Genomic DNA, 21,648 nt, shown 5'->3' on the forward strand with positions numbered 1-21,648 from the left:
GCGGTCATGCGGACTCTCCTTCAGCAATGGCACCGGTCTCGTCGCCCTGCTGGTCGCGCCGGTCGTGACAATAGTCGCTATCCGAGCAGACGAACATGCGCTTGCCCGCATCGTCGACGATCATTTCGTCGAGGAAGCTCTCAGTCGATCCGCACAGCGCGCAAGCATGTTCCCAGCGCTGGATTTCGAACGGATGATCGTCGAAGTCGAGACTGCGCACTCGCGTGTACGGCGGAATGGCATGGATGCGCCGCTCGCGGCCGGCGCCGAACAACTGCAGCGCGGCGTTCATGTGCATCTTCGGGTTGTCGAACTTCGGGATCGGCGAGGGCGAGCTCAGATAGCGCTCGTTGACGATCACCGGATAGTCGTACGTCGTGGCAATGCTGCCGTGATGCACGATGTCCTCATACAGCTTCACGCTGATCAGGCCGTAGTCCGCCAACGCATGCAGCTTCTTGCATTCGGCGACGCGCGGTTCGAGCCGGTATAGCGGCTCGGGCATCGGCACCTGGTAGACGAGAATCTGCTTGTCGGTGAGCGGCGTTTCGGGAATGCGGTGACGGGTCTGCACGATCGTCGCTTCGGACGTGCGGCGCGTCGTCGCCACGCCGGTGGTGCGTGCGAAGAAGCGGCGGATGTTGACCGCGTTGGTGGTTTCGTCCGAACCCTGGTCGATCACCTTCAGTGTGTCGTCGCGGCCGATGATGGCCGCGGTCACCTGGATGCCGCCAGTACCCCAGCCGAAAGGCAAGGGCATTTCGCGCGAGGCGAACGGCACCTGATAGCCGGGCACCGCGATGGCTTTCAGCAGCGAGCGGCGGATCATCCGCTTGGTCTGCTCGTCCAGATAGGCGAAGTTGTAGCCTTCAGCCGCGCTATCGTACGACGCGCTGGTCAGTTGTGTGTCGGGCGCGTTCATGCGGCTTGCTCCTGCTGATCGTGGCCGTGGTCGGGTTGCGCTGCTTCTGCGGCATGCTGTGCACGCAAGCGGCGCACGAGTTCGAGCTCGGCCTGGAAGTCGACGTAGTGAGGCAGTTTCAGATGCTGGACGAAGCCGGACGCTTCGACGTTATCACTATGCGACAGCATGAATTCGATATCCTGGGTCGGCGACCCCAGCGTTTCGCCGAGTTCTTCGGCACGCAGCGCACGGTCCACCAGGGCCATCGCCATCGCCTTGCGTTCCGAATGACCGAACGCGAGACCGTAGCCTTGCGTGAAAGTGGGCGGCACGTCGCTGCTGCCGGCGAACTGGTTGATCATCTGGCATTCGGTAATGTCGATCTCGCCGATTTCCACCGCTTCACCGAGTTCGTCCAGTTCCATTTCTACGGTCACCGAACCGAAACGGATCTCGCCCGCGAACGGATGCGAATTCGCGTAACCGCGCTGCGTGGCATAACCCATGGCCAGCAGGAAACCTTCGTCGCCGCGGGCCAGATTCTGCAAGCGGGTCGCACGGTCCGCCGGAAACGCGAGCGGCTGGCGCGTCAGGTCGCCGGGTTCCGGCGCGTCGGGCACGGGCGCTTCCTGTTCGATCAGGCCTTCCCTGTTGAGCAGCGTGACGACCCGCGGCATGGCTTCGGGCGCTTCGGGAATCTCCTGAAGCGCAGCACGCGGTGCGGCAACCTGAGCGCTGGTCGCGTCGCTGCCGTCGGACTGTGCCTCGGCCATCAGCTTGAAATCCAGCAGACGCTGCGTGTAATCGTAGGTCGCGCCGAGCAACTGTCCGCCGGGCAAATCCTTGAAGGTCGCCGAGATGCGGCGCTCGACCACCATCGCTTCGCTATCGAGCGGCTGCGTGTAGCCGAAACGCGGCAATGTAGTGCGATACGCACGCAGCAGGAAGATCGCTTCCACCAGATCGCCGGCAGCCTGCTTGATGGCGAGCGCGGCGAGATCTTCGTCGTACACCGAACCTTCGGTCATCACGCGGGCCACCGAAAGACGCAACTGCTCGCGAATCTGCCCGACGCTCAACTCGGCCAGCCGCGTATCGCCGCGGCGCGACTTGTCGAGCAGACGCCACGATGCTTCGATCGCGCGTTCTCCACCCTTGACGGCTACGTACATCAGTTCACCTGTGCATGTGTTGTGCGCGGCAGGCCGATCAACGTATTGCCGCAGACGAGATAGCAATCGATGCCGCACGGAAACAGCGGCGCGAGGCTGGCGCGTTCGCGCCAGAAATGTTTGGGCAGGCCGAGCGGCGAGATGGTGGCGGTGTGCTCGATGCCCGGGCCGCTCAGCACGACCTGCGGACCGCCGCTCAGCGCCTCGACGCGGATCAGCAAGGTCACCGACTGCTCCGGCGTTTCCGCCGCGCCGAGCGAGAAGTGTTCGAGTTCGGGCAGCAGCGCGGCGTCGTGGATATAGGCGAACGCCGCGTCATGCACCTCGTCGACGAGCGGCGCACCGGTGTGAAAGCGCAGTGCCGAGGCCAGGGCCGCGTCGGGCTGTGCGAGCCAGACCGGGGTCGAGTAGTCGCACAGCGTGAGCAGTGCCGCTAACGCAGCCAGATCGGCGCGCGAGCGATGCGTGCCGGTGGCTTGCGACGCCGGCAGAACGTTGTCCACCACACCGACCGTGCCCGGCCGCGAGAGCGCATCGAGCAGCGTGCGAAACACCGCCTGGGTGTCGTGGACCGGATCGGTAAAGCCCGGTGCGAGCGTGGAAAGGGCAATCTGTGAGGGGTTCATCGCGTTTTCGGTCAGGTTGTCCATCAGTCGCCTCGCACCATCGTGAAGAATTCGACGCGCGTCGAAGCGGCGTCGTGCCGGCGCGCGGCACGCTGTGCCGCAAGCTGGGCGGCGAGCGGTTCGATCAGTTGATCGTGCAGACGCGCATGCTGCTCCGGCAATTGCAGCAGCGCGTCGGCGAATGCCGCCAGTTCGGCGCGGCGGCGGTCGCGGCCCAGATGGCAGGCCACGCCCACCGGTGCCGCGCCGGCCGCATTGCGCAAGCGCAGCGTGGCGCGGGTGACGGTGGCTTCACCGAGGTTGAAGGCGTCGCCGCTGCCGCCGATGCGCCCGCGCACCATGGCAAGCCCGGTTTCGGGCGGACGCAGCCAGTCGAATTCAGGCGGGCTCACACCCTCCAGCACCTGGCTCAATGCGGCTTCGAGTTCGGCGCGCGGCGTGTGCGCCAGGACGGCCATCCATGCGCGCCGCATGGCGGAGGAAGGCGAGGCGGAAGTGGCACTCATCGGGGTTCCTGTTGATCCAGCGAGTCGTCATTTGACCATCTATTCATCTAAACGTCTAGACGTTTAGAGGTAAAACGCTTGTGTCTGCGGCACGCTCGTGTTTTCATATTTCCATCACGGCTTGCGCACTACAATGCACGTCACAACGAATATTTGAACTGAAGGGAATGACAGCACCATGACATCGAACGACACCGCCACGCCAGGTACGCAGCTTGAACGGGGCGCGGGCGTTGCCGTGTGGCGGCAAATCGAGCAGATCCTCGCCGCTGAAATTGCGGCGAGCGGCTTCGGCGCAGAAGGACGCCTGCCGAGCGAAGGCGAACTGGCCAAGCGCTTCGACGTCAACCGTCACACTGTGCGGCGCGCCATGCTTGGACTGGCCGCGCTGGGCCTCGTCAGTGTGGAGCAGGGGCGCGGCACGTTCGTGCAGCCCGGCGCAATCGACTATTCGATCGGCCGTCGCACGCGCTTTACCGAGAACCTGCGTCAGCAGCATCACGCGTCGGCCGGCGCCATGTTGTCGGCGGCGCGGGTGAAGGCCGAACCGAACGTGGCCAAGGCGCTGGGCCTGCGGGCCGGTGCGCCGGTCTACCGGATCGAGACGATGCACGAATCGGACGGCGTGCCGCTCACTTTTGCGCGCAGCTGGTATCCCGCCACGCGTTTCCCGGATTTGCCCGACGTGCTGGAGCGCACCGGCGGCATCACCAAGGCGATGGCCGAAATGGGCGTGCCCGACTATCTGCGCAAGTGGAGCCGGATCGGCAGCGTGCTGCCCGAGCCCGAAGTGGCGCGGCGCCTGAATATCAACCGGCAACAACCGGTGCTGTGGGTCGAGAACGTCGACGTGGATCTGCAAGGCGTGCCGGTCAAATACGGTGTCACGCACTTCGCTGCGGATCGTGTGCAACTGATGGTGGAAAACGACGTATGAGCAGCGCGGCTAGTGTGGTGAACGAAGCAGTTGAATGGTCTGCCGAGGCGCGTTTTGCGGTGTATTACGCGCCGTCGCGCGAGTCGGCCTGGTGGCAAGCGGGTTCCGAATGGCTCGGCGGCGACGTGGAGAGCGGCGTCCGGTACACACCGCCGCAACCGGCTACGGTGGTTCGCGCCGTGAGCGATCTCACGCAGGCACCGCGCCGTTATGGCTGGCATGGCACGCTGGTCGCTCCCTTTCGGCTTGCTGACGGTGTGACTTCGCTTGGCTTGCTGGATGACGCGCGCGCTTGGGCGCGGCAGCAGGCGCCCTTCGATTTACTAGTGGAAGCGGCGACGCTCGGCGATTTCGTCGCGCTGCGGCCGGCCTTGCCCGCAGGCGACGCCGCCATGCGCGAGCTCGCCTCCAGCGCGCTGCGCACGCTCGGCGGCTTGCGGGCCAAACCGTCCGCGGCCGACCTGGCGCGCCGGCTCGCTGCGCCGCTCACGGAGCGCCAGCGGAGCTTGCTGATCGAATGGGGTTATCCGTACGTCTTCGACGAATTCCGTTTTCACATGACGCTTTCGAGTTCGCTCGAAGCCGCCGACGAGCGCGCTGCGCTGGTCGCGTGGTGGCACGAAAGAGCGGCCGGGCTCGGCCCGCTGGTGGTCGACAGTGCCGCGCTGTTTGTCGAACCGGCGCCGGGCGAGCCCTTCGCGCTGTGGCAGCGTCTGCCGTTTCAAACTGGGGGAGTGGCGCAACAATGAGTGGCCGTTTGATCTATGTGATGGGCCCGTCCGGCGCGGGCAAGGATTCGCTGCTGGGTTTCGCACGCAATCGGCTCAAGACCGAACCTATCCTGTTTGCGCATCGCTACATTACGCGGCCGAGCGGCAATGGCGAAGCGCACGTCGAACTGTCCGACGAGGAGTTCGAGGTGCGCTCCGCGCTCGGTCTGTTTGCGCTCGAATGGTCGAGTCACGGGCTGCGTTACGGCATCGGCATCGAGCTCGACGCGTGGCTCGAACGCGGCTGTACGGTGGTCATCAACGGTTCGCGCCAGCATCTTGAGCAAACGCTCAGGCGCTATCCCGCGGCCGACGTGGTCCATATCGACGCGGCCCCTCACGTGCTGGAGGCGCGGCTCGGCGCGCGCGCCCGCGAGAGCGCGGAGCAGGTGGCGGCCCGCCTTGCGCGGCGCGCACCTTTCTCGTTGCCCGATGGGGTTCATTTCACGACAATCGACAACTCCGGCGCACTCGAAGACGCGGGCCGTGCGTTCGTCGAGATGCTGCGCGGCGCGGTGGCCTTCGGGCTGTGACGCCGCGTCCTCGCTGCTGACTGGCTTGCGCTGAACAAACCGCCGGACCGGATATTCGAGCAAAATGGCGTACCAGTAGCGCTTTCCAGTTCGCGGCGCTGGCCGCGACGTCACATTCGGAGTCCACGATGAGCGAAGCATCCCATCCCGCCGGCCAGTTCACCGAGCTCGAGCATCTGGCGTCCGCCGCCGACCGCCTGCGCGAAATCCGCCACCACATTCACCATCACCCGGAGCTGGCCTACGAAGAGGTCGCGACCGCGGCGCTGGTGGCGGACAAGCTCGAGCAATGGGGCTGGCAGGTGACGCGCGGAGTGGGGCGCACGGGCGTGGTCGGCACGCTCAAGGTGGGCGACGGCGCGCGCAGCATCGGGATTCGCGCGGACATGGATGCGCTGCCGATCGTCGAACAGACCGGCCTGCCGTACGCGAGCGGCACTCACGGCAAGATGCACGCATGCGGCCATGACGGTCACACCACCATGCTGCTCGGCGCCGCTGAACATCTGGCGCAGACGCGGCGCTTCTCAGGCACCGTGCATCTGTATTTCCAGCCGGCTGAAGAAAGCGGCATCGACAGCGGCGCGAAGAAGATGATCGAAGACGGCCTGTTCGAACGCTTTCCCTGCGATGCCGTGTTCGGCGTGCACAACCATCCGGGTGCGGAGCCGGGCGTGTTCCTGTTCCGCAAGGGGCCGTTCATGTCGGCGGGGGACAAGGCGATCATCACCATCGAAGGGGTCGGCGGCCATGCGGCGCGTCCGCAACTGACGGTGGATCCGGTGGTGGTGGCGGCCAGCATCGTGATGGCGTTGCAGACCATCGTGTCGCGCAATGTCGATCCGTCGCAGCCGGCGGTGGTGACAGTCGGCTCGATGCACGCGGGCACCGCGAATAACGTGATTTCCAGCACGGCGAGGCTCGAATTGAGCGTGCGGTCGTTCAGCCCGGAGATTCGCGCGCTGCTGAAAAAGCGCATCGTCGAACTGGCCGAGAGCCAGGCGCAGAGTTATGGCGCCAAGGCGCTTGTTGAGTACATCGAAGGTTATCCGGTGGTGGTCAACTCGGATGCGGAGACGGAGTTCGCGATTGAAGTCGCCCGCGAGCTGGTGGGCGACGACAAGGTGGTCGCGCAAACCGGCATCCTGATGGGCAGCGAAGACTTCGCGTTCATGCTGCAACAGCGGCCGGGCACGTTTTTGCGCATCGGCAACGGTGTGGGCGAGGATGCCTGCATGGTGCACAACCCGCATTACGATTTCAACGATCGTAATCTGACTGTGGGAGCGGCTTACTGGACGCGGCTGGTGGAGCGGTATTTGGGGCAGTGAGGGCGACGGGTGAAGGTGGTTGCGTGCGCAACGGACTATCGGGACGGTCCGCGGCGAACAGCATGACCCATGCCGTCGATGCATCCCAACCCCCAACCCTCATCCCCGCCGTGCCACCAGGTCCGACACATTCTGCGCCGCTGCCTGCAGCGGCTCCAGAAACGCCTTCACCATTTGCCTGGCCGAATTGCGCTGGGCATTGCCGCTGATATTCATCGCGGCGATTACACGTCCTTGCCGGTTGCGGATCGGCGCCGAGAGCGAGATCAACCCGCCTTCGAGTTCCTGATCGACGATCGCCCACCCCTGGCGGCGCACCTGGGCGATCGCCTTCTTCAACTCTTCCTTGTCGGTGACCGTGCGCGGCGTGTGAGCGTATAACGGCGCCGAGGCGAGCGTCGCCTCGAGCGTCTCGTCGTCGAGCGCGGCCAGCAGCACGCGGCCCATCGACGTGCAATACGCGGGCAGCCGGCTGCCGATCGACAGGTTGATGGTCATGATCTTGTGAGTCGGCACGCGCAGCACATAGACGATCTCGGTGCGGTCGAGCACGGCCGCCGACACGCTTTCGTGGACCTGCGCCGAGAGCTCTTCCATCACCGGTTCGGCGAGATTCCAGAACGGCATCGAGGTCAGATAGGCGAAGCCAAGATCGAGAATCTTGGGCGTGAGGCGGAACAGACGCCCCTCCGCTTCGACATAACCCAAGGTCTGCAAGGTCAGCAGGATGCGCCGTGCCCCCGCTCGCGTGAGGCCGGTGGCGGCGGCGACGTCGGTGAGCGTCTGCTCGGGACGCTCCGCGTTGAACGCACGGATCACCGCGAGACCCCGTGCGAACGACTGCACGTAGGAATCACCCGGTTTGTCCGGCGCATCCATTGCCTCGGGGGCGCTGGCCGGATCGGCAGGGGACGCTTGCGGGGCTTTGCTCATGGGCCTCTTCAGGAATGCACGGGGTAACGGGGCGCGCCGCCGGCGCAGAAAGCCGTGAAGATAGCTTATGCCCCGCGTTTCGCCAACCTCGCCGATTTTGTCGCCTGCGTTAGGCCTCGGTCCGACAAGGCCTTTGCACGTATTTCGGCCCCGCGACGATTCGCTTGACGCGAGAGCGTACGCCATAACCAGGGTTTTCGTGGATGCCGAACGCAATCGAAATTTGTATGATGACCCGATCACATGATCAATTGAGAACCGCATGTTCGATAAGATCCCCGCCCGCGCACTCAGCGACACGGTCGCGCAACAGTTGCTCAAGCAGATCGACAAGGGCACCTTTGCGCGCGGCGGCAAGCTGCCGACCGAAGCCGTGCTGGCCGAGCAGTTCGGCGTCAGCCGCACGGTGATCCGCGAGGCGATTTCGCGCCTGAAGAACGAGGGCGTGGTAGAGCCGCGTCAGGGCAGTGGGGTGTTCATCGCCGCGCACGGTGCGATCCGGCCGCTGCGCATCGACTATGCGGAAGCGGTCGAAGCCGGCTCGGTGCTGCAGATCCTCGCGCTGCGCCGGGCAATCGAGGCCGAGGTGGCGTCCGAAGCCGCGATGCGGCGCAGCGATGCCGACATGGTGTCGATCGACGCCGCGCTCGCCAGGATCGACGAGGCCGTCGCCGAAGGCCACGACGGCGTCGCCGAGGACGTGGCGTTTCATCGCGCGATTGCCGTGGCCACGGGCAATCCGTATTTCCTCAAGACGTTGACGTTCCTGAATCAGTACCTCGAAGCGGGGACCGTCGTCACGCGCCGCAACGAAGCGTTGCGCGAAGACTTCTCGCGCCAGGTGCGCGACGAGCATGCGGCGATCGTCGCCGCAATCCGCGCGGGCGATCCGATGGAAGCGCGCAACGCCGCCCGCACCCACATGTACAACGCGGCACGCCGTCTGGCGGAAGCCGGCATTTGCTGAAGCCGCGAGGCGTTTGAGCCGGGCTGGGCCCTCGTGCCTTGCCGGCGGCAACGCGGCAACGCGGCAACCGCTACGTCGAACCTACGAATTTCATCCGGAGTAGAGCATGTCCAGAAATGTTGGAGTCATCGGCCTCGGCGCAATGGGGCTGGGCGTCGCCCGCTCGTTGCTGCGGGCTGGGTTTCGGGTGCATGCGTGCGATCTGCGCGCGGCCGTGCTGGAGAGTTTCGCGGCGGACGGCGGCATCGCCTGTGCGAGTCCGGCTGAACTGGGCGCGCAATGCGAGGTCGTCGTCACGCTGGTGGTCAATGCGGCGCAGACCGAAGCGGTGCTGTTCGGCGCGCAGGGCGCGGTGGCCAGCATGAAGCCGGGCAGCGTGGTGGTTGCGAGCGCAACCGTCTCGCCTGACTTCGCCATCGAGCTCGGCCGGCGCATCGAGGCAGCCGGTCTGCAGATGCTCGACGCACCCGTCTCCGGTGGCGCGGCGCGTGCCGCTTCCGGCGAGATGACCATGATGACCTCGGGTCCGGCCGCCGCCTACGCCGCCTGCGAGGATGTGCTGGCCGGCATGGCCGGCAAGGTTTACCGGCTGGGCGCCGTGCATGGCATCGGCTCGAAAGTGAAGATCATCAACCAGTTGCTGGCGGGCGTGCACATCGCGGCCGCTGCGGAAGCGATGGCGCTCGGCCTGCGCGAGGGCGTCGACGCCGAGTCGCTGTACGACGTGATCACGCACAGCGCCGGCAATTCGTGGATGTTCGAAAACCGCGTGCCGCACATTCTCAAGGGCGATTACACGCCGCTCTCGGCGGTCGATATCTTCGTCAAGGATCTCGGCCTCGTGCTCGATACCGCGCGCCGTTCGAAATTCCCATTGCCGCTTTCGGCAGCGGCGCATCAGATGTTCATGATGGCCTCGTCGGCAGGGCACGGCGGGGAAGACGACTCGGCGGTCATCAAGATTTTCCCCGGCATCGACGTGCCGGCGGCGAAATCCTAGCCGGAGCGCCGCCATGACGACTTCATCTGCGCGCCCGCTGCTGGGCTGCATTGCCGACGACTTCACCGGCGCCACGGACCTCGCCAACATGCTGGTGCGCGGCGGCATGCGCACGGTTCAGACCATCGGCGTGCCGGCTTCCGACGAACCGGTCGAGGCCGATGCGCTGGTGGTGGCGCTGAAATCGCGCACCATCCCGGCTGCGGACGCGGTGACGCAATCGCTTGCGGCGCTCGACTGGTTGCGCGCGCAAGGATGCCGTCAGTTCTTCTTCAAGTACTGCTCGACTTTCGATTCGACGGAGGCGGGCAACATCGGCCCGGTTGCGGATGCGTTGCTCGATGCGCTTTCGGGATTGGACCTTGGCCTGGGCGCCGGCGAAGAGCGAGATGTCAGCGCCGAGGCCTTCACGATCGCCTGTCCAGCGTTCCCGGAAAACGGGCGCACGATCTATCGCGGCCACCTGTTCGTCGGCGATGTGCTGCTCAACGAGTCGGGCATGGAGAACCATCCGCTCACGCCCATGAAAGACGCAAACCTCGTGCGCGTCCTGCAGCGGCAGACGGCATCGAAGGTGGGGCTGGTGCGTTACGACAGCGTGGCGCAGGGCGCGGCCACGGTGCGCGAGCGTTTCGACGCGTTGCGGCGCGACGGCGTGCGCATGGCGATTGCCGACGCACTGTCCGATGCCGACCTGCACACGCTCGGCGAGGCCTGCGCGAATCTCAAGCTGATCACGGGCGGCTCCGGCGTCGCACTCGGCTTGCCGGCGAATTTCCGCCGTGCCGGTTTGCTCTCTGGAACGGCAGACGCGGGTCAGTTGCCGCGGGTTGAGGGCCTGTCGGTCGTCCTTGCGGGCAGTGCGTCGAAAGCGACCAACGCCCAGGTGGCGGTCTGGCGCGAAAGCCGGCCCGCATTCCGGATCGACCCGCTGGCGGCCGCGCGCGGCGAACCGGTGGTCGAACAGGCGCTCGCGTTTGCGCGCGAGCACTTCGGCGCCCGGCAGCCGGTGCTGATCTACGCCACCGCGACGCCCGACGAGGTCAAGGCGGTGCAGCGCGAACTCGGCGTCGAACAGGCGGGACACCTGGTCGAAGGTACGCTGGCGGCGATCGCACGCGGCTTGCGTGAACTGGGCGTGCGCAAGTTCGTGGTGGCGGGCGGAGAGACCTCCGGTGCGGTAGTTCAGGCGCTCGATGTGCAGACGTTGCGCATCGGCGCGCAGATCGACCCGGGCGTGCCGGCGACCGCAACCACCGGTGACATCCCGCTTGCACTCGCACTCAAGTCCGGCAACTTCGGCGCGACCGACTTTTTCGCCAAGGCGCTGCGCCATCTCGACGGGACGGCATCATGAGCTTGGCAATCCATAGCGGCGACGAAGCCAGGGTTCGCGAGGAGATTTGCAGCACCGGCGCGAGTTTGTATCAACGCGGCTATACGGTGGGCAGCGCCGGCAATATCAGCGCCCGTCTCGACGACGGCTGGCTGATCACCCCCACCGACGCCTGCCTCGGCCGGCTCGATCCGGCCGAGATCGCCAAGGTCGATCTGGCGGGCAACGCGGTATCGGGCGGCAAGCCGTCGAAGACACTGGCCTTGCATCGCGGCATCTACGCGCGCAACGCGCAAACGCGCGGCATCGTGCACACCCATTCGACGCATCTGGTCGCCCTCACGTTGGCCGGCGTGTGGAGCGAGGCCGACGTGCTGCCGCCGATCACCCCGTACTACGTGATGAAGGTCGGCCACATTCCGCTGATCCGCTACCGGCGCCCGGGCGACCCGCAAGTGGCGGAGCAGATCGCGGCGCTGGCGGACAGCGTGCGCGGCGTGCTGCTGGAGCGGCTTGGGCCGGTGGTGTGGGAACGTTCGGTGGCGCAGGCATCGTATGCGCTCGAAGAGCTCGAGGAGACCGCGCGGTTGTGGCTGATGACGAACCCAAAACCGGCGCCGCTCGACGAAGCGGCGCTGGAAGAGTTGCGCACCGTATTCGGCGCGCGCTGGTGAACGACGCCGCGGCGTTTGAACCCAGGCGCCGCGGCACGGTGGATACCCATAAAGCCCGACGGCTGCTGCAGGCATACCGTCGCCGGCCCATCATCAAAGGAGACAAGGCATGAGTTCTTACGAGGCGGCTTCACTCGGTCCCGATGGCCTCGCTGCACAGGCCGCAGCGGCAGCCGGACAACCCGGCGCGGCCGAAGTCGAACGCACCTACAGGAAGGTGTTCTGGCGCATCGTGCCGTTCCTGATGCTGTGCTACGTGGTCGCGTATCTCGACCGGGTCAACGTCGGCTTCGCCAAGCTGCAGATGTCGACGGATCTCGCCTTCAGCGAAACGGTATTCGGCCTCGGCGCCGGCGTGTTCTTCATCGGCTACTTCCTGTTCGAGTTGCCGAGCAACATCCTGATGCACAAGCTCGGCGCCCGTATCTGGATTGCGCGGATCATGATCACGTGGGGCCTTCTTTCGGCCGTATTCGTATTCGTCAAGACTCCTGCGCAGTTCTACATTCTGCGCTTCCTGCTCGGTCTGGCCGAAGCCGGTTTTTATCCGGGCGTGATCCTGTATCTGACTTACTGGTTCCCGTCGCATCGGCGCGCGAAGATCATCGCGGTGTTCATGTCGGCGATTCCGGTTTCGGGCATTTTCGGCAATCCGCTCTCCGGCTGGATCATGCAGTCGTTTCACAACAACCAGGGCCTGGCAGGCTGGCAATGGATGTTCCTGATCGAAGCGATTCCCGCTATCGCGATCGGCATTGCGACGATCCTGTACCTCGACAACGGCATCGCCAACGCCAAATGGCTCAGCGAGCGCGAAAAGCGCCTGCTGACCGACGACATCTGCGCACAGCAGCAGGAGAAGACCCGCACGCATTCGGTTGCCGGGGTGTTTCGCGACCCGCGCACGTGGTGGATGTCGCTCATCTACTTCGCGTTCGTCACCGGCCAGTATGGCTTGACGTTCTGGATGCCCACGCTGGTGAAATCAACGGGTGTGACGGGGGCGTTCAACATCGGCTTGCTGAGCGCGATTCCCTTCCTCGTGGCGATTGTCGTGATGAACATCATGGGCCATAGCTCGGACCGGCGGCGCGAGCGTCGCTGGCATCTGATCGGGCCGGCGCTGTGCGGCGCGATCGGCTTTACGGTAGCCGCCTCGTTTGCCCACAATACGGCGGTGTCGATTGCGTTCCTGTCGCTCGCGGCGGCGGGCGTGCTGACCTGTGCGCCGCTGTTCTGGTCGTTGCCGACGGCGTTCATGTCGGGCGCCACAGCGGCCGCCGGTATCGCCATCATCAATTCGATCGGCAATCTGGCGGGTTTCGCGAGCCCGTACATGATCGGCTATCTGAAGGACCTGACCCACAGCACGCAGTCCGGTATGTATGTGCTGGCCGGCATGCTGGTGATCGGCGCACTCGCCGTGTGGTTGACGCCGGCCAGACTCGTCAACCGATAGATCGGGCCTGTCCCGGCCCGTCTGCCAGCGCGCGTAGGGCGGCTGGCAGTTCAATAGTAAAAGGAGTTGTTGCAATGCCTCGCTTCGCTGCCAACCTGACCATGATGTACAACGAGCACGGCTTTCTCGAGCGTTTTGCCGCCGCGGCGCAAGACGGCTTCAAAGCCGTGGAGTTTCTGTTTCCCTACGATTTTCCGGCTGCGGCGCTCAAAGATCGGCTCGTCGGCCACGGCCTGACCCAGGCACTCTTCAACGCGCCGCCGGGCGACTGGGCGGTGGGCGAGCGCGGCATCGCCTCGCTGCCGGGCCGCGAAGACGAGTTCCGCCGCAGCATCGACACCGCGCTCGACTACACGCGCCAACTGGGCAACCGCAAGCTACATGTGATGGCCGGCCTGATTGCGGCGGGGCAGTCGCGCGAGCAGCATCGCGAGGTGTATCTGCGCAACCTGGCGTACGCCGCGCAAACCGCACAGGCTGACGGCATCACGGTGGTGATCGAGCCGATCAACACGCGCGATATCCTTGGCTTCTTTCTCAATCGCCAGGACGATGCGCAGGCCATCTGCGCCGAAGTGGGCGCACCGAACCTGAAGGTGCAATTCGATTGCTATCACTGCCAGATCGTCGAGGGCGATCTCGCGGTCAAGCTGAAACGCGATATGGCGGGCATCGGCCACATCCAGATTGCCGGTGTGCCCGAGCGGCATGAGCCGGATCTCGGCGAACTGAACTACCCGTACCTGTTCGATCTGATCGACACGCTCGGCTACGACGGCTGGATTGGCTGCGAATACCGGCCGCGGGCGGGGACGTCGGCAGGTCTGGGTTGGCTCAAGCCCTATCTCCAGCAGGACGCTTGAATCCAGAATCATTGAGGCATGCCAGGCAATCGGCCATGCACGGACAGGGTTGAAGACAGGCAGCAACGACTGGCAACGATTAAGGACAACGGACATCATGAAAGTATTGATCACCGGCGGCGCGGGGTTTCTCGGCCAGCGTCTCGCACGTGAACTGCTGGCGCGCGGCGAACTGAAGGGACCGGACGGCCAGCCGCAGAAGATTACCGAACTCGTGTTGCTGGACGTCGTCGCGGCGAGCGGCTTCAGCGACAGCCGGGTTCGCGCCGAAGTGGGCGACATCGCCGAGCGCAGCGTGCTCGAACGTGTGATCGACGAGCGGACTTCGGTCATCTTCCATCTGGCCGCGATCGTCAGCGGTCAGGCGGAAGCGGATTTCGAGCTCGGCATGCGGATCAATCTCGATGCCTCGCGCCTGCTGCTCGAAACATGCCGGCTGCGCGGGCATCGGCCGCGGGTCGTGTTTACGAGTTCGGTTGCGGTCTACGGCGGCGACATGCCGGACGTGGTGCGCAACGACACGGCGCTGAATCCGCAGTCGTCGTACGGCACGCAAAAGGCGATCGCCGAACTGCTGCTGAACGACTACACGCGGCGCGGTTTCGTCGATGGGCGGGTGTTGCGCCTGCCCACCATCAGCGTGCGACCCGGCAAGCCGAATGCGGCGGCTTCGTCGTTTGCGAGCGGCATCATTCGCGAGCCGCTCAATGGCGAGGCCGCGGTCTGTCCGGTGACGGGCGGCACGCGGCTGTGGCTGTTGTCGCCGCGTCAGGCGATCGCTTGCCTGATTGCCGGGCTCGAACTCGACGCCGCCGCGCTCGGCCACCAGCGTGCGCTGAATCTGCCAGGCATTTCGGTGAGCGTCGACGAGATGGTGGCCGCGCTGCGCGAAGTCGCGGGCGAGGCGGTGGTCAAGCGTATCCAGTGGCAGCCGGATCCGCGCATCGAGAAGATCGTCGGTAGCTGGCCCGGCCGTTGGGATACGACGCGCGCGGAGCAGCTCGGTCTGTCGGGCGAGAAAAGCTTCGCGGACGTGATCCGCAGTTACATCGAAGACGAGCACATTCAACCTGTTTGAGCCGGACGGTCCCGCATTCCTCAGACGTTCCTTGCCTTGACCGGTCCCACGCCGTTTAACGACGGACCGGCGACGCGCAAGCCGCCGCAGCCCTTGCGTTCAGGCTTGCGGCGGCCATTTTCCCTTCCAGGTATTTCCCTGACGGCGGCGCGGCGCGCTTGACACGCTTTCCGGGCCACGCCTATTATCATGGCTGAATGTTCGATATACGATCCATTGTTCGTATGTAGAACAATTTTGAGCCAACCGGCCACCATTCGCTGTTATTCTGCCTGGGCTGCACGGCGTCCGCGTTTGGGCCTGCGTTTTGGCCTGCGTTTGGCAGTGGCATGGGCTCCGGATATCCCTTCCGCTCGCCGTGACGGCGTGACCGGGCAAGCCGGCTGTGCTGCGCAACGCGGCGGCCGCGCGCCGGTTCGTGGAGTACGCAAGCGGCGCAGCATCCAACTGGAGACATCACATGACTGAAGCTTTCCTGTGCGACGCGATTCGCACGCCGATCGGCCGCTATGCGGGTTCGTTGTCGTCGGTGCGCGCCGACGACCTGGGCGCGGTGCCGCTCAAGGCGCTGATGGAGCGTAACAAGGACGTCGACTGGAGCGCTATCGACGACGTGATCTACGGCTGTGCCAACCAGGCCGGCGAGGACAACCGCAACGTCGCGCGCATGTCGCTGCTGCTCGCGGGCTTGCCGCAGGCCGTGCCGGGCTCCACGGTCAATCGTCTGTGCGGTTCGGGCATGGACGCCGTGGGCATTGCCGCGCGCGCGATCAAGTCCGGCGAGGCGGCGTTGATGCTGGCCGGCGGCGTCGAAAGCATGAGCCGTGCGCCGTTCGTGATGGGCAAGGCCACCAGCGCGTTTTCGCGCCAGGCCGACATCTTCGACACGACGATTGGCTGGCGTTTCGTCAATCCGTTGATGAAGCAACTGTACGGCGTCGATTCGATGCCGGAGACTGGCGAAAACGTCGCGACCGACTACAAGGTGAGCCGTGCCGATCAGGACGCGTTTGCGCTGCGCAGCCAGCAGAAGGCGGCACGTGCGCAGCGCGACGGCACGCTCGCGCAGGAGATCGTCTCCGTGACGATCCCGCAGAAGAAGGGCGATCCGCTGGTGGTGTCGCAAGACGAACACCCGCGCGAAACCAGTCTCGAGGCGCTCGCCAAGCTGAAGGGCGTGGTGCGCGCGGACGGCACGGTGACGGCGGGCAACGCCTCGGGCGTGAACGACGGCGCGGCCGCGCTGCTGCTCGCCAACGAAGCGACGGCGAAGCGCTTTGGCCTGACGCCGCGGGCACGCGTGCTCGGCATCGCCACCGCCGGCGTCGCGCCGCGCGTGATGGGGATCGGCCCGGCGCCGGCCACGCAAAAGCTGCTGGCTCGCCTGAACATGACCATCGACCAGTTCGATGTGATCGAGTTGAACGAGGCGTTCGCTTCGCAGGGGCTGGCGGTGTTACGCGCACTCGGTGTCGCGGACGACGACGCTCGCGTGAACCCGAATGGCGGCGCGATTGCGCTGGGTCACCCGCTCGGCATGAGCGGCGCGCGGCTCGTGACCACGGCGATGTATCAACTGTACCGTACGCAAGGGCGTTTCGCTTTGTGCACGATGTGCATCGGCGTCGGCCAGGGCATTGCGATCGCGATCGAACGCGTTTGAATTTTGCGGCATGGCGTAGAACAACGCGGCCATTCGCCGCAATAGTGTAGAGAAGAGCCGAAGCCCCATTCCCTGGCGAATGGGGCTTTTTTCGTTTCAGACATTGCTGTCTGGGCCGATAATTTTATATCAATGGATTTGTGAAAAAATCCATGAATTTTTATCTGTTATTTGATAAAAATGTAAATAATACGGATGGGATGAGGGAGTTATCGGATATTCCGCAAGAGTTCAATGCCAATTGCATCGCGGATGCAGCCTTCCTATGCCATAGGCGCCCAGAGGCCAAGTCGCCGTACAACAGTTCTTCTATAGCGATTTAAAAACCCCCTGATTTAGGTCAGCGCGATTTTCGGCGCGCCATGTACAATCGTCCCGCTGGTGTTATTTGAATCCTTCGTCTGAAAAGACTTGTTTAATTCAATGATGCTGCATATCGGAAATTCATTATTTACGTTGCCGAAGCGCTGGATCAAACCATTTCAAGGAGAGCATCAATGAAAGCAGCCACGATTGGAGTCGCTCTGTTGCTGGCGGCGGCCGCCGCGCAACCCGTGTGGGCGCAGAACACGCTCTCGGACGCCACACGCGGCGTGGTCAGCGTGGTGGATCCGGTGCATGTGAAGGCGGAGATCGTCGGTATCGATCCGGGCGTACGCACGGTGACCCTGCAAGGGCCGGCCGGCAACGTTGTCACCCTGATGGTCAGTCAGGAAGTGGCCGGGTTCGACAAGCTCAAGGTCGGCGACCGGGTCGACGTCCTCTATAAGAACGCCTTGCTCGTGAAGGCGGACAAGGTGACGGGCGGCAACAAGGGCATCCGTTCGCGCGTCGATACGCAGGTCTATGCGCCGGCGTCGGGCGGCTTCGAAACGGCGCGGCAGATCGAAGTGCTCGCCACCGTGCAGAAAATCGACCACAAGAAGGGCCTCGTAACGCTGCGCGGCGCTGCGCAAACCCAGACGCTGCAGGTCGGACCGGACGTCGATCTCAAGGGCGTGAAGGTGGGCGATACGGTTCACGCGGTGTTCGTCTCGGCAGCAGCGGTGCAGATTACGCCGCAGGACGAGGCGACGCAGTAACGCTATGCGGTGAGCCTTGCGGTTCGGCTAAAAACAGTAAGCGTCGACAAACACTCCTGCGCGCAGGGGTGTTTGTCATCCAGGCGCCGCTCACGGCGTGCGCGCCGCCATCCGGTCGAAGCCGAGCCACGCCACGCGCGCCAGCCACCGGCTCACCACCCCTCGCCGCACCGGCAGACGGCTGCTCAATGCGAGGTGCGCCGGCGCGTCGCCATCGGTGCTGACCCACAGGCGTTCGCCGCGCTTCAGGCGCAGCGAATTGCCCGGCGTCAACCAGTAGTCGTAAGGGGATTGGCTGCGTGTGAGCCAGATCCGTGCGCCGTTCACGCTCAATTCGGTGGCGGCGTTCACACGCCATGAAAACGTCGCGCCGGGTGTGACGACCACATGCACGACTACTCTGGGTAGTCGCTCGTCTTGCACACCGGTGTATCGACCGGACTCTTCATCCATGCACTGCGGGCTTGCATCAACCATCTTGCTCTCCGTCATCGAGCCGGCAGACGGAGACGCCTCATAAAGCAAAAGGCCCCTTCCGTTTCCGGCGGGGCCTTTGGGACTTGTTTTGCTGGTTCAGACTGCTAACGCGCACACGCTCCCAAACGCCCGCCATGAATGGCGTGCACTGGGGTATTAATCGCGATGGCGATGAAGGCGTGGGTCAGCATGGATCTGAGTTTGTCTGGCGGCAGCGAGCTTGTCAACCAGAAATCCGCGCCGTTTCAGGCAGCAGTTGCGGCCAATGAGCGATCCGCCGCGCCGTGCCGCCGCGTCGAATTGACTGGTGAATTGTCGAGTTTTGTCGTCTAATTTCGGTGCGTGTGGCGCCATCCGCTATGCTGCGAGGCGCCGGGGGCTACGTGGCGTGCGCCGCGTGCCGGTATCGAAACCCTGTCAGTTCCAGACGATTCCCTCATGGCTTTCCGCATCCTGCTCGTCGAAGACGATAATCGCCTGTCCGCCCTGGTTGCGGGCTATCTGCGCAAACACGACTATGAAGTCGAGGTGGTGCTGAACGGTAACGACGCGGTGCCGGCCATCCTCAAGCGTCAGCCGGACCTGGTGATTCTCGACGTCAACCTGCCGGGCAAGGACGGTTTCCAGATCTGCCGGGAAGCGCGCGAGCAATTCGACGGCGTGATCATCATGGTGACCGCGCGCGACGAACAGTTCGACGAAGTGCTGGGCCTCGAATTCGGCGCGGACGATTACGTCCATAAGCCGGTCGAGCCGCGTGTCCTGCTTGCGCGGATCAAGGCGCAGTTGCGCCGTGTGGCGGGACGCGGCGTGGAAATCGCCGGCCAGCCGGAGCGCTATACCTTCGGCAAGTTCGAGATCAACCGCGCCACGCGCACGGTGACGTTGCCGGACGGCAGCCGCCCGGATCTGACCTCCGCCGAATTCGACCTGCTGTGGGCGCTCGTCAGTTGCGCGGGCGAAGTGGTGAGCCGCGACGACCTGATGCGGCAATTGCGCGGCATCGAATTCGACGGACTCGACCGCACCATCGACGGCGGCATTTCAAAGCTGCGCCGCAAGCTGCACGACGATTCGGGTACCCCGCAGCGGATCAAGACCGTGCGCGGCAAGGGTTATCAGTTCAGCAAAGTGGCCTGGGAATAGGCATCGGACGTTTGCTGTTGGCCCTTGGCTCTTGACCGTTGTCTGACAGCCCGCCCGCCGGCCCGCCCGTTGTGCGCCGACAAAACTCCACGGGAGTTATCTCAAATCTACAGTCGCGCGCGCGTCGCGTGGCTAGTATCGCAGGCTTGTTCACTTACGAGCTTGCGTCATGTCCGCCCGCGCCTTACCGCTTTCCAAACATGCAGTGCTGATGATTCACGGCTTGGGCGGCACACGTCACGACTTCGGTTCGCTTGACCGCAAATTCGAGCAGATCGGCTGCGACGTGTATCTGCCGTCGCTGCCTGGGCACGGCTCGCGTCCCGATCAGTTGAGCGGCGTGAGCCTGCGCGACTACATGCAGTTGCTGAGCCGCACGTATCGCGAACTGGTCACGCGCTATGAACGGGTCGACGTCGCCGGCATTTCGATGGGCGCCTTGCTCGCTGTAATGCTGAGCGCGCGTGAACGGATGACGCATGGCCGGCTGATCCTGCTGTCGCCGCCGCTCTTCCTCGACGGCTGGGGCGGCTCGCGTCTGCGCCCGCTGCGTTACCTGATGTATTGCGTGCCGGGCCTGCGTCATCTGATTCGCGTGCCGGAGGGCGAGCCGTTCGGCATCAAGAACGACCGCATTCGCAACCTGATCCGCCGCGCGCTGCAAAAGGGCAGCGGGGTCCACTATCCGTACGTGCCGCTTGCCGCGATCGCTCAGGTGGACTGGATGCGCTTTGCCGTCAAACGTGCGCTGCCGCGCGTCGCCTGCGAAACGCTGGTGATGCATTCGGAAGAGGATGAGGTCACCAGCATTCGCTCCGCCGAATTCGTCTGCGAACACCTCGGCAGCCGCGACGTCACGCTGGTGCGCCTGACCGACAGCTATCACATGATCACGCTCGACAACGAGCGCAATACCGTTGCCGACCGCACGCTCGCGTTCCTTCAGCGTCCCCATGTGCTAACGTAAGCCGCGCGCGGGCCAAACGAACTTGACGGGCTGAACGGCCTTTTGCGGCCGGCGCGCATTTTCCCCCGATGTTCGTGACCATGAACCCTACTGCGCAAAAACTCTCCGTTTTCCGCTATTGCAAATGGCGCTGGCTGCACTTCCGGCGTTCCTGGACCGACACGCGTGCCGACCGCATGCCGAGCTGGTCGCGCCTCTATGTGCGGGCCTATCTGCGTCTGCTGAGCCTCGCGTTGCTGGTGGCCGTGATTCCGTTGCTTGGTTTGTCGTTGGAACTGACGGCCGCTGTCGTCTGGCAGGGTTTTACGGCGTTGCCGGGCGGCGTCGTGCCGGTTTTGCTTGTGGTGTTCGGTGCGCCGGCGGTGGTCGCGTATCGCTGGATGCGTCCGGTGTGGGTCGATCTGGTGATGGTCCGCGAGCGCGCCATCGATTTCACCGGCGGCCGTTTCAACACGCGGGCACGCGAATCGTATAGCACGATCATCGGACCGCTGGCGCGCACGCTCAATGCGCTCGCCGAGCGGATGGAACGGCTGATCGCCGCGCAACGCGAGTTGACCAACGGCATCTCTCACGAACTGCGCACGCCGCTCGCACGGGTGCGCTTTGCGCTGGAAGTGTTGCGCGAGCCGGCCTCTGCCGCCGAGTACGACAGTGCGCTCGCCAGCATCGACCAGGACGTCACGGAACTCGACGAGCTGATCGACATGAGCCTGACCTACGCGCGGCTCGAATACAGTTCGCTGCAGTCGAACCTCGAGCCGACCGTACTCGCGAGCTGGTTCGACGGTCAGGTCAACGACGCCTCGCTGCTCTACACCGACAAGCAGATCGTGCCGCAGGTCGAGATCGACCCTGCACTGCGCGTGGTGATGGACAAGCGCCTGATGTCGTACGCGATGCGCAACCTGCTGCGCAACGCCAGCAAATACGCGCGGACGCAGATTCGGGTGGGTCTCGCTGTGAGGCACGGTAACGTCGAGATTTTTGTCGAGGACGACGGCAGCGGTGTGCCCGAAAACCAGCGCGAGCACATCTTCGACGCCTTCGTGCGGCTCGATCGCCACACCGGCGGCTACGGCTTGGGCCTCGCCATCACGCAACAGGTGCTGCGGGCCCACAAAGGCCGGATTGCCGCGACCGACCCGCTGACGCTACCCGGCGCGCGCTTCGAAATCAGCTGGCCGGCGGGGACGGTGTAAGCGGCGGCGGGACACGCCCGCT

The 21,648-nt window shown here is 64.6% G+C and carries 23 protein-coding genes; 17 read left to right on the forward strand and 6 right to left on the reverse strand.

All coding sequences use genetic code 11. The annotated features are described in order from the left end of the window. Positions 1–4 precede the first annotated feature (4 nt). From BUS12_RS05520 to phnG, 4 genes are read right to left on the reverse strand one after another with little or no spacing between them, the layout of a single operon-like run. Positions 5–922, reverse strand: a complete 918-nt coding sequence (locus BUS12_RS05520) for an alpha-D-ribose 1-methylphosphonate 5-phosphate C-P-lyase PhnJ (protein ID WP_074294610.1) — start codon at positions 920–922, stop codon at positions 5–7. After that, on the reverse strand, positions 919–2,076 hold the full coding sequence (locus BUS12_RS05525) for a carbon-phosphorus lyase complex subunit (protein ID WP_074294611.1): 1,158 nt from the start codon (positions 2,074–2,076) through the stop codon (positions 919–921). Before BUS12_RS05525 ends, BUS12_RS05520 begins: the two co-directional genes overlap by 4 nt. After that, positions 2,076–2,702, reverse strand: coding sequence for a phosphonate C-P lyase system protein PhnH (phnH, locus tag BUS12_RS05530; RefSeq protein WP_074297138.1), 627 nt, complete (start codon positions 2,700–2,702; stop codon positions 2,076–2,078). Before phnH ends, BUS12_RS05525 begins: the two co-directional genes overlap by 1 nt. A 23-nt stretch (positions 2,703–2,725) precedes the next feature. After that, positions 2,726–3,208 (reverse strand): phosphonate C-P lyase system protein PhnG, encoded by a 483-nt coding sequence (phnG, locus tag BUS12_RS05535; protein ID WP_074294612.1) that lies wholly within the window; start codon positions 3,206–3,208, stop codon positions 2,726–2,728. 178 nt (positions 3,209–3,386) lie between these two features. On the opposite strand from phnG, the gene phnF reads away from it, so the two are divergent. The 4 genes from phnF (at position 3,387) to BUS12_RS05555 (ending at position 6,779) form a co-directional block, all read left to right on the forward strand. Continuing rightward, positions 3,387–4,145, forward strand: a complete 759-nt coding sequence (phnF, locus tag BUS12_RS05540; RefSeq protein ID WP_074294613.1) for a phosphonate metabolism transcriptional regulator PhnF — start codon at positions 3,387–3,389, stop codon at positions 4,143–4,145. Continuing rightward, complete coding sequence (locus BUS12_RS05545) at positions 4,142–4,894, forward strand: DUF1045 domain-containing protein (protein ID WP_074294614.1); 753 nt, start codon at positions 4,142–4,144, stop codon at positions 4,892–4,894. The genes phnF and BUS12_RS05545 overlap by 4 nt, the downstream gene beginning before the upstream one ends. Then, positions 4,891–5,448: a phosphonate metabolism protein/1,5-bisphosphokinase (PRPP-forming) PhnN gene (gene phnN, locus BUS12_RS05550; protein ID WP_074294615.1), complete on the forward strand. Its 558-nt coding sequence runs from the start codon at positions 4,891–4,893 to the stop codon at positions 5,446–5,448. Before BUS12_RS05545 ends, phnN begins: the two co-directional genes overlap by 4 nt. Before the next feature lie 128 nt (positions 5,449–5,576). Beyond that, positions 5,577–6,779: a M20 aminoacylase family protein gene (locus tag BUS12_RS05555; protein ID WP_074294616.1), complete on the forward strand. Its 1,203-nt coding sequence runs from the start codon at positions 5,577–5,579 to the stop codon at positions 6,777–6,779. A gap of 99 nt (positions 6,780–6,878) precedes the next feature. Here the strand turns inward: BUS12_RS05555 and BUS12_RS05560 are convergent, their stop codons facing one another. After that, entirely contained in the window at positions 6,879–7,658 is a 780-nt protein-coding gene (locus BUS12_RS05560) for an IclR family transcriptional regulator (protein ID WP_171991656.1), read from the reverse strand. 316 nt (positions 7,659–7,974) lie between these two features. On the opposite strand from BUS12_RS05560, the gene BUS12_RS05565 reads away from it, so the two are divergent. The 9 genes from BUS12_RS05565 (at position 7,975) to BUS12_RS05605 (ending at position 17,834) form a co-directional block, all read left to right on the forward strand. Continuing rightward, positions 7,975–8,679, forward strand: coding sequence for a FadR/GntR family transcriptional regulator (locus BUS12_RS05565; RefSeq protein ID WP_074294618.1), 705 nt, complete (start codon positions 7,975–7,977; stop codon positions 8,677–8,679). Positions 8,680–8,785: 106 nt separating this feature from the next. Then, positions 8,786–9,679, forward strand: coding sequence for an L-threonate dehydrogenase (gene ltnD, locus BUS12_RS05570; protein ID WP_074294619.1), 894 nt, complete (start codon positions 8,786–8,788; stop codon positions 9,677–9,679). Positions 9,680–9,692: 13 nt separating this feature from the next. Further along, positions 9,693–11,036 (forward strand): 3-oxo-tetronate kinase, encoded by a 1,344-nt coding sequence (gene otnK, locus BUS12_RS05575; protein WP_074294620.1) that lies wholly within the window; start codon positions 9,693–9,695, stop codon positions 11,034–11,036. Beyond that, positions 11,033–11,689, forward strand: coding sequence for a 3-oxo-tetronate 4-phosphate decarboxylase (otnC, locus tag BUS12_RS05580; RefSeq protein ID WP_074294621.1), 657 nt, complete (start codon positions 11,033–11,035; stop codon positions 11,687–11,689). Before otnK ends, otnC begins: the two co-directional genes overlap by 4 nt. 109 nt (positions 11,690–11,798) lie before the next feature. Beyond that, positions 11,799–13,148, forward strand: coding sequence for an MFS transporter (locus tag BUS12_RS05585; RefSeq protein ID WP_074294622.1), 1,350 nt, complete (start codon positions 11,799–11,801; stop codon positions 13,146–13,148). A 74-nt stretch (positions 13,149–13,222) separates the two neighbouring features. Further along, the gene (gene otnI, locus BUS12_RS05590) at positions 13,223–14,011 is read left to right on the forward strand and encodes a 2-oxo-tetronate isomerase (protein WP_074294623.1); all 789 of its coding nucleotides are present in this window, start codon (positions 13,223–13,225) and stop codon (positions 14,009–14,011) included. Positions 14,012–14,108: 97 nt separating this feature from the next. Beyond that, on the forward strand, positions 14,109–15,089 hold the full coding sequence (gene denD / locus BUS12_RS05595; protein ID WP_074294624.1) for a D-erythronate dehydrogenase: 981 nt from the start codon (positions 14,109–14,111) through the stop codon (positions 15,087–15,089). A 460-nt stretch (positions 15,090–15,549) separates the two neighbouring features. Further along, on the forward strand, positions 15,550–16,752 hold the full coding sequence (gene pcaF, locus BUS12_RS05600; protein ID WP_074294625.1) for a 3-oxoadipyl-CoA thiolase: 1,203 nt from the start codon (positions 15,550–15,552) through the stop codon (positions 16,750–16,752). Between the two features lie 497 nt (positions 16,753–17,249). Further along, the gene (locus tag BUS12_RS05605; protein ID WP_074294626.1) at positions 17,250–17,834 is read left to right on the forward strand and encodes a hypothetical protein; all 585 of its coding nucleotides are present in this window, start codon (positions 17,250–17,252) and stop codon (positions 17,832–17,834) included. 90 nt (positions 17,835–17,924) lie between these two features. On the opposite strand, the gene BUS12_RS05610 is transcribed toward BUS12_RS05605, so the two are convergent. Continuing rightward, on the reverse strand, positions 17,925–18,311 hold the full coding sequence (locus tag BUS12_RS05610; RefSeq protein WP_074297141.1) for a DUF2917 domain-containing protein: 387 nt from the start codon (positions 18,309–18,311) through the stop codon (positions 17,925–17,927). A gap of 189 nt (positions 18,312–18,500) precedes the next feature. Here BUS12_RS05610 and BUS12_RS38700 point away from each other — a divergent pair, with 189 nt between their 5' ends. The 4 genes from BUS12_RS38700 to BUS12_RS05625 all read left to right on the forward strand — a co-directional run bounded on the left by BUS12_RS38700 (position 18,501) and on the right by BUS12_RS05625 (position 21,626). Then, a complete protein-coding gene (locus tag BUS12_RS38700) occupies positions 18,501–18,644 on the forward strand; it encodes a hypothetical protein (RefSeq protein WP_171991599.1) in 144 nt (47 codons plus the stop codon). Positions 18,645–18,749: 105 nt separating this feature from the next. Beyond that, positions 18,750–19,457, forward strand: a complete 708-nt coding sequence (locus tag BUS12_RS05615) for a response regulator (protein ID WP_074294627.1) — start codon at positions 18,750–18,752, stop codon at positions 19,455–19,457. A gap of 169 nt (positions 19,458–19,626) precedes the next feature. Beyond that, positions 19,627–20,424 (forward strand): alpha/beta hydrolase, encoded by a 798-nt coding sequence (locus BUS12_RS05620; protein WP_083640254.1) that lies wholly within the window; start codon positions 19,627–19,629, stop codon positions 20,422–20,424. 80 nt (positions 20,425–20,504) lie between these two features. After that, a complete protein-coding gene (locus tag BUS12_RS05625) occupies positions 20,505–21,626 on the forward strand; it encodes an ATP-binding protein (RefSeq protein ID WP_074297145.1) in 1,122 nt (373 codons plus the stop codon). Positions 21,627–21,648: the final 22 nt, after the last annotated feature.

The sequence above is a fragment of the Paraburkholderia phenazinium genome, assembly GCF_900142845.1.
GTDB lineage: Bacteria > Pseudomonadota > Gammaproteobacteria > Burkholderiales > Burkholderiaceae > Paraburkholderia > Paraburkholderia phenazinium_A.

Bases quoted from the DNA above. Each gene is read 5' to 3' on its own strand.
- otnI (WP_074294623.1), top strand. From the start codon at position 13,223: ATGCCTCGCTTCGCTGCCAACCTGACCATGATGTACAACGAGCACGGC.
- BUS12_RS05610 (WP_074297141.1), bottom strand. From the start codon at position 18,311: ATGGTTGATGCAAGCCCGCAGTGCATGGATGAAGAGTCCGGTCGATAC.
- BUS12_RS05545 (WP_074294614.1), top strand. From the start codon at position 4,142: ATGAGCAGCGCGGCTAGTGTGGTGAACGAAGCAGTTGAATGGTCTGCC.
- BUS12_RS05520 (WP_074294610.1), bottom strand. From the start codon at position 922: ATGAACGCGCCCGACACACAACTGACCAGCGCGTCGTACGATAGCGCG.
- BUS12_RS05565 (WP_074294618.1), top strand. From the start codon at position 7,975: ATGTTCGATAAGATCCCCGCCCGCGCACTCAGCGACACGGTCGCGCAA.
- BUS12_RS05525 (WP_074294611.1), bottom strand. From the start codon at position 2,076: ATGTACGTAGCCGTCAAGGGTGGAGAACGCGCGATCGAAGCATCGTGG.
- BUS12_RS05620 (WP_083640254.1), top strand. From the start codon at position 19,627: ATGTCCGCCCGCGCCTTACCGCTTTCCAAACATGCAGTGCTGATGATT.
- phnH (WP_074297138.1), bottom strand. From the start codon at position 2,702: ATGAACCCCTCACAGATTGCCCTTTCCACGCTCGCACCGGGCTTTACC.
- phnG (WP_074294612.1), bottom strand. From the start codon at position 3,208: ATGAGTGCCACTTCCGCCTCGCCTTCCTCCGCCATGCGGCGCGCATGG.
- denD (WP_074294624.1), top strand. From the start codon at position 14,109: ATGAAAGTATTGATCACCGGCGGCGCGGGGTTTCTCGGCCAGCGTCTC.
- BUS12_RS38700 (WP_171991599.1), top strand. From the start codon at position 18,501: ATGGATCTGAGTTTGTCTGGCGGCAGCGAGCTTGTCAACCAGAAATCC.
- BUS12_RS05585 (WP_074294622.1), top strand. From the start codon at position 11,799: ATGAGTTCTTACGAGGCGGCTTCACTCGGTCCCGATGGCCTCGCTGCA.
- BUS12_RS05615 (WP_074294627.1), top strand. From the start codon at position 18,750: ATGGCTTTCCGCATCCTGCTCGTCGAAGACGATAATCGCCTGTCCGCC.
- BUS12_RS05625 (WP_074297145.1), top strand. From the start codon at position 20,505: ATGAACCCTACTGCGCAAAAACTCTCCGTTTTCCGCTATTGCAAATGG.
- otnC (WP_074294621.1), top strand. From the start codon at position 11,033: ATGAGCTTGGCAATCCATAGCGGCGACGAAGCCAGGGTTCGCGAGGAG.
- BUS12_RS05555 (WP_074294616.1), top strand. From the start codon at position 5,577: ATGAGCGAAGCATCCCATCCCGCCGGCCAGTTCACCGAGCTCGAGCAT.
- BUS12_RS05560 (WP_171991656.1), bottom strand. From the start codon at position 7,658: ATGGATGCGCCGGACAAACCGGGTGATTCCTACGTGCAGTCGTTCGCA.
- BUS12_RS05605 (WP_074294626.1), top strand. From the start codon at position 17,250: ATGAAAGCAGCCACGATTGGAGTCGCTCTGTTGCTGGCGGCGGCCGCC.
- phnF (WP_074294613.1), top strand. From the start codon at position 3,387: ATGACATCGAACGACACCGCCACGCCAGGTACGCAGCTTGAACGGGGC.
- otnK (WP_074294620.1), top strand. From the start codon at position 9,693: ATGACGACTTCATCTGCGCGCCCGCTGCTGGGCTGCATTGCCGACGAC.
- phnN (WP_074294615.1), top strand. From the start codon at position 4,891: ATGAGTGGCCGTTTGATCTATGTGATGGGCCCGTCCGGCGCGGGCAAG.
- ltnD (WP_074294619.1), top strand. From the start codon at position 8,786: ATGTCCAGAAATGTTGGAGTCATCGGCCTCGGCGCAATGGGGCTGGGC.
- pcaF (WP_074294625.1), top strand. From the start codon at position 15,550: ATGACTGAAGCTTTCCTGTGCGACGCGATTCGCACGCCGATCGGCCGC.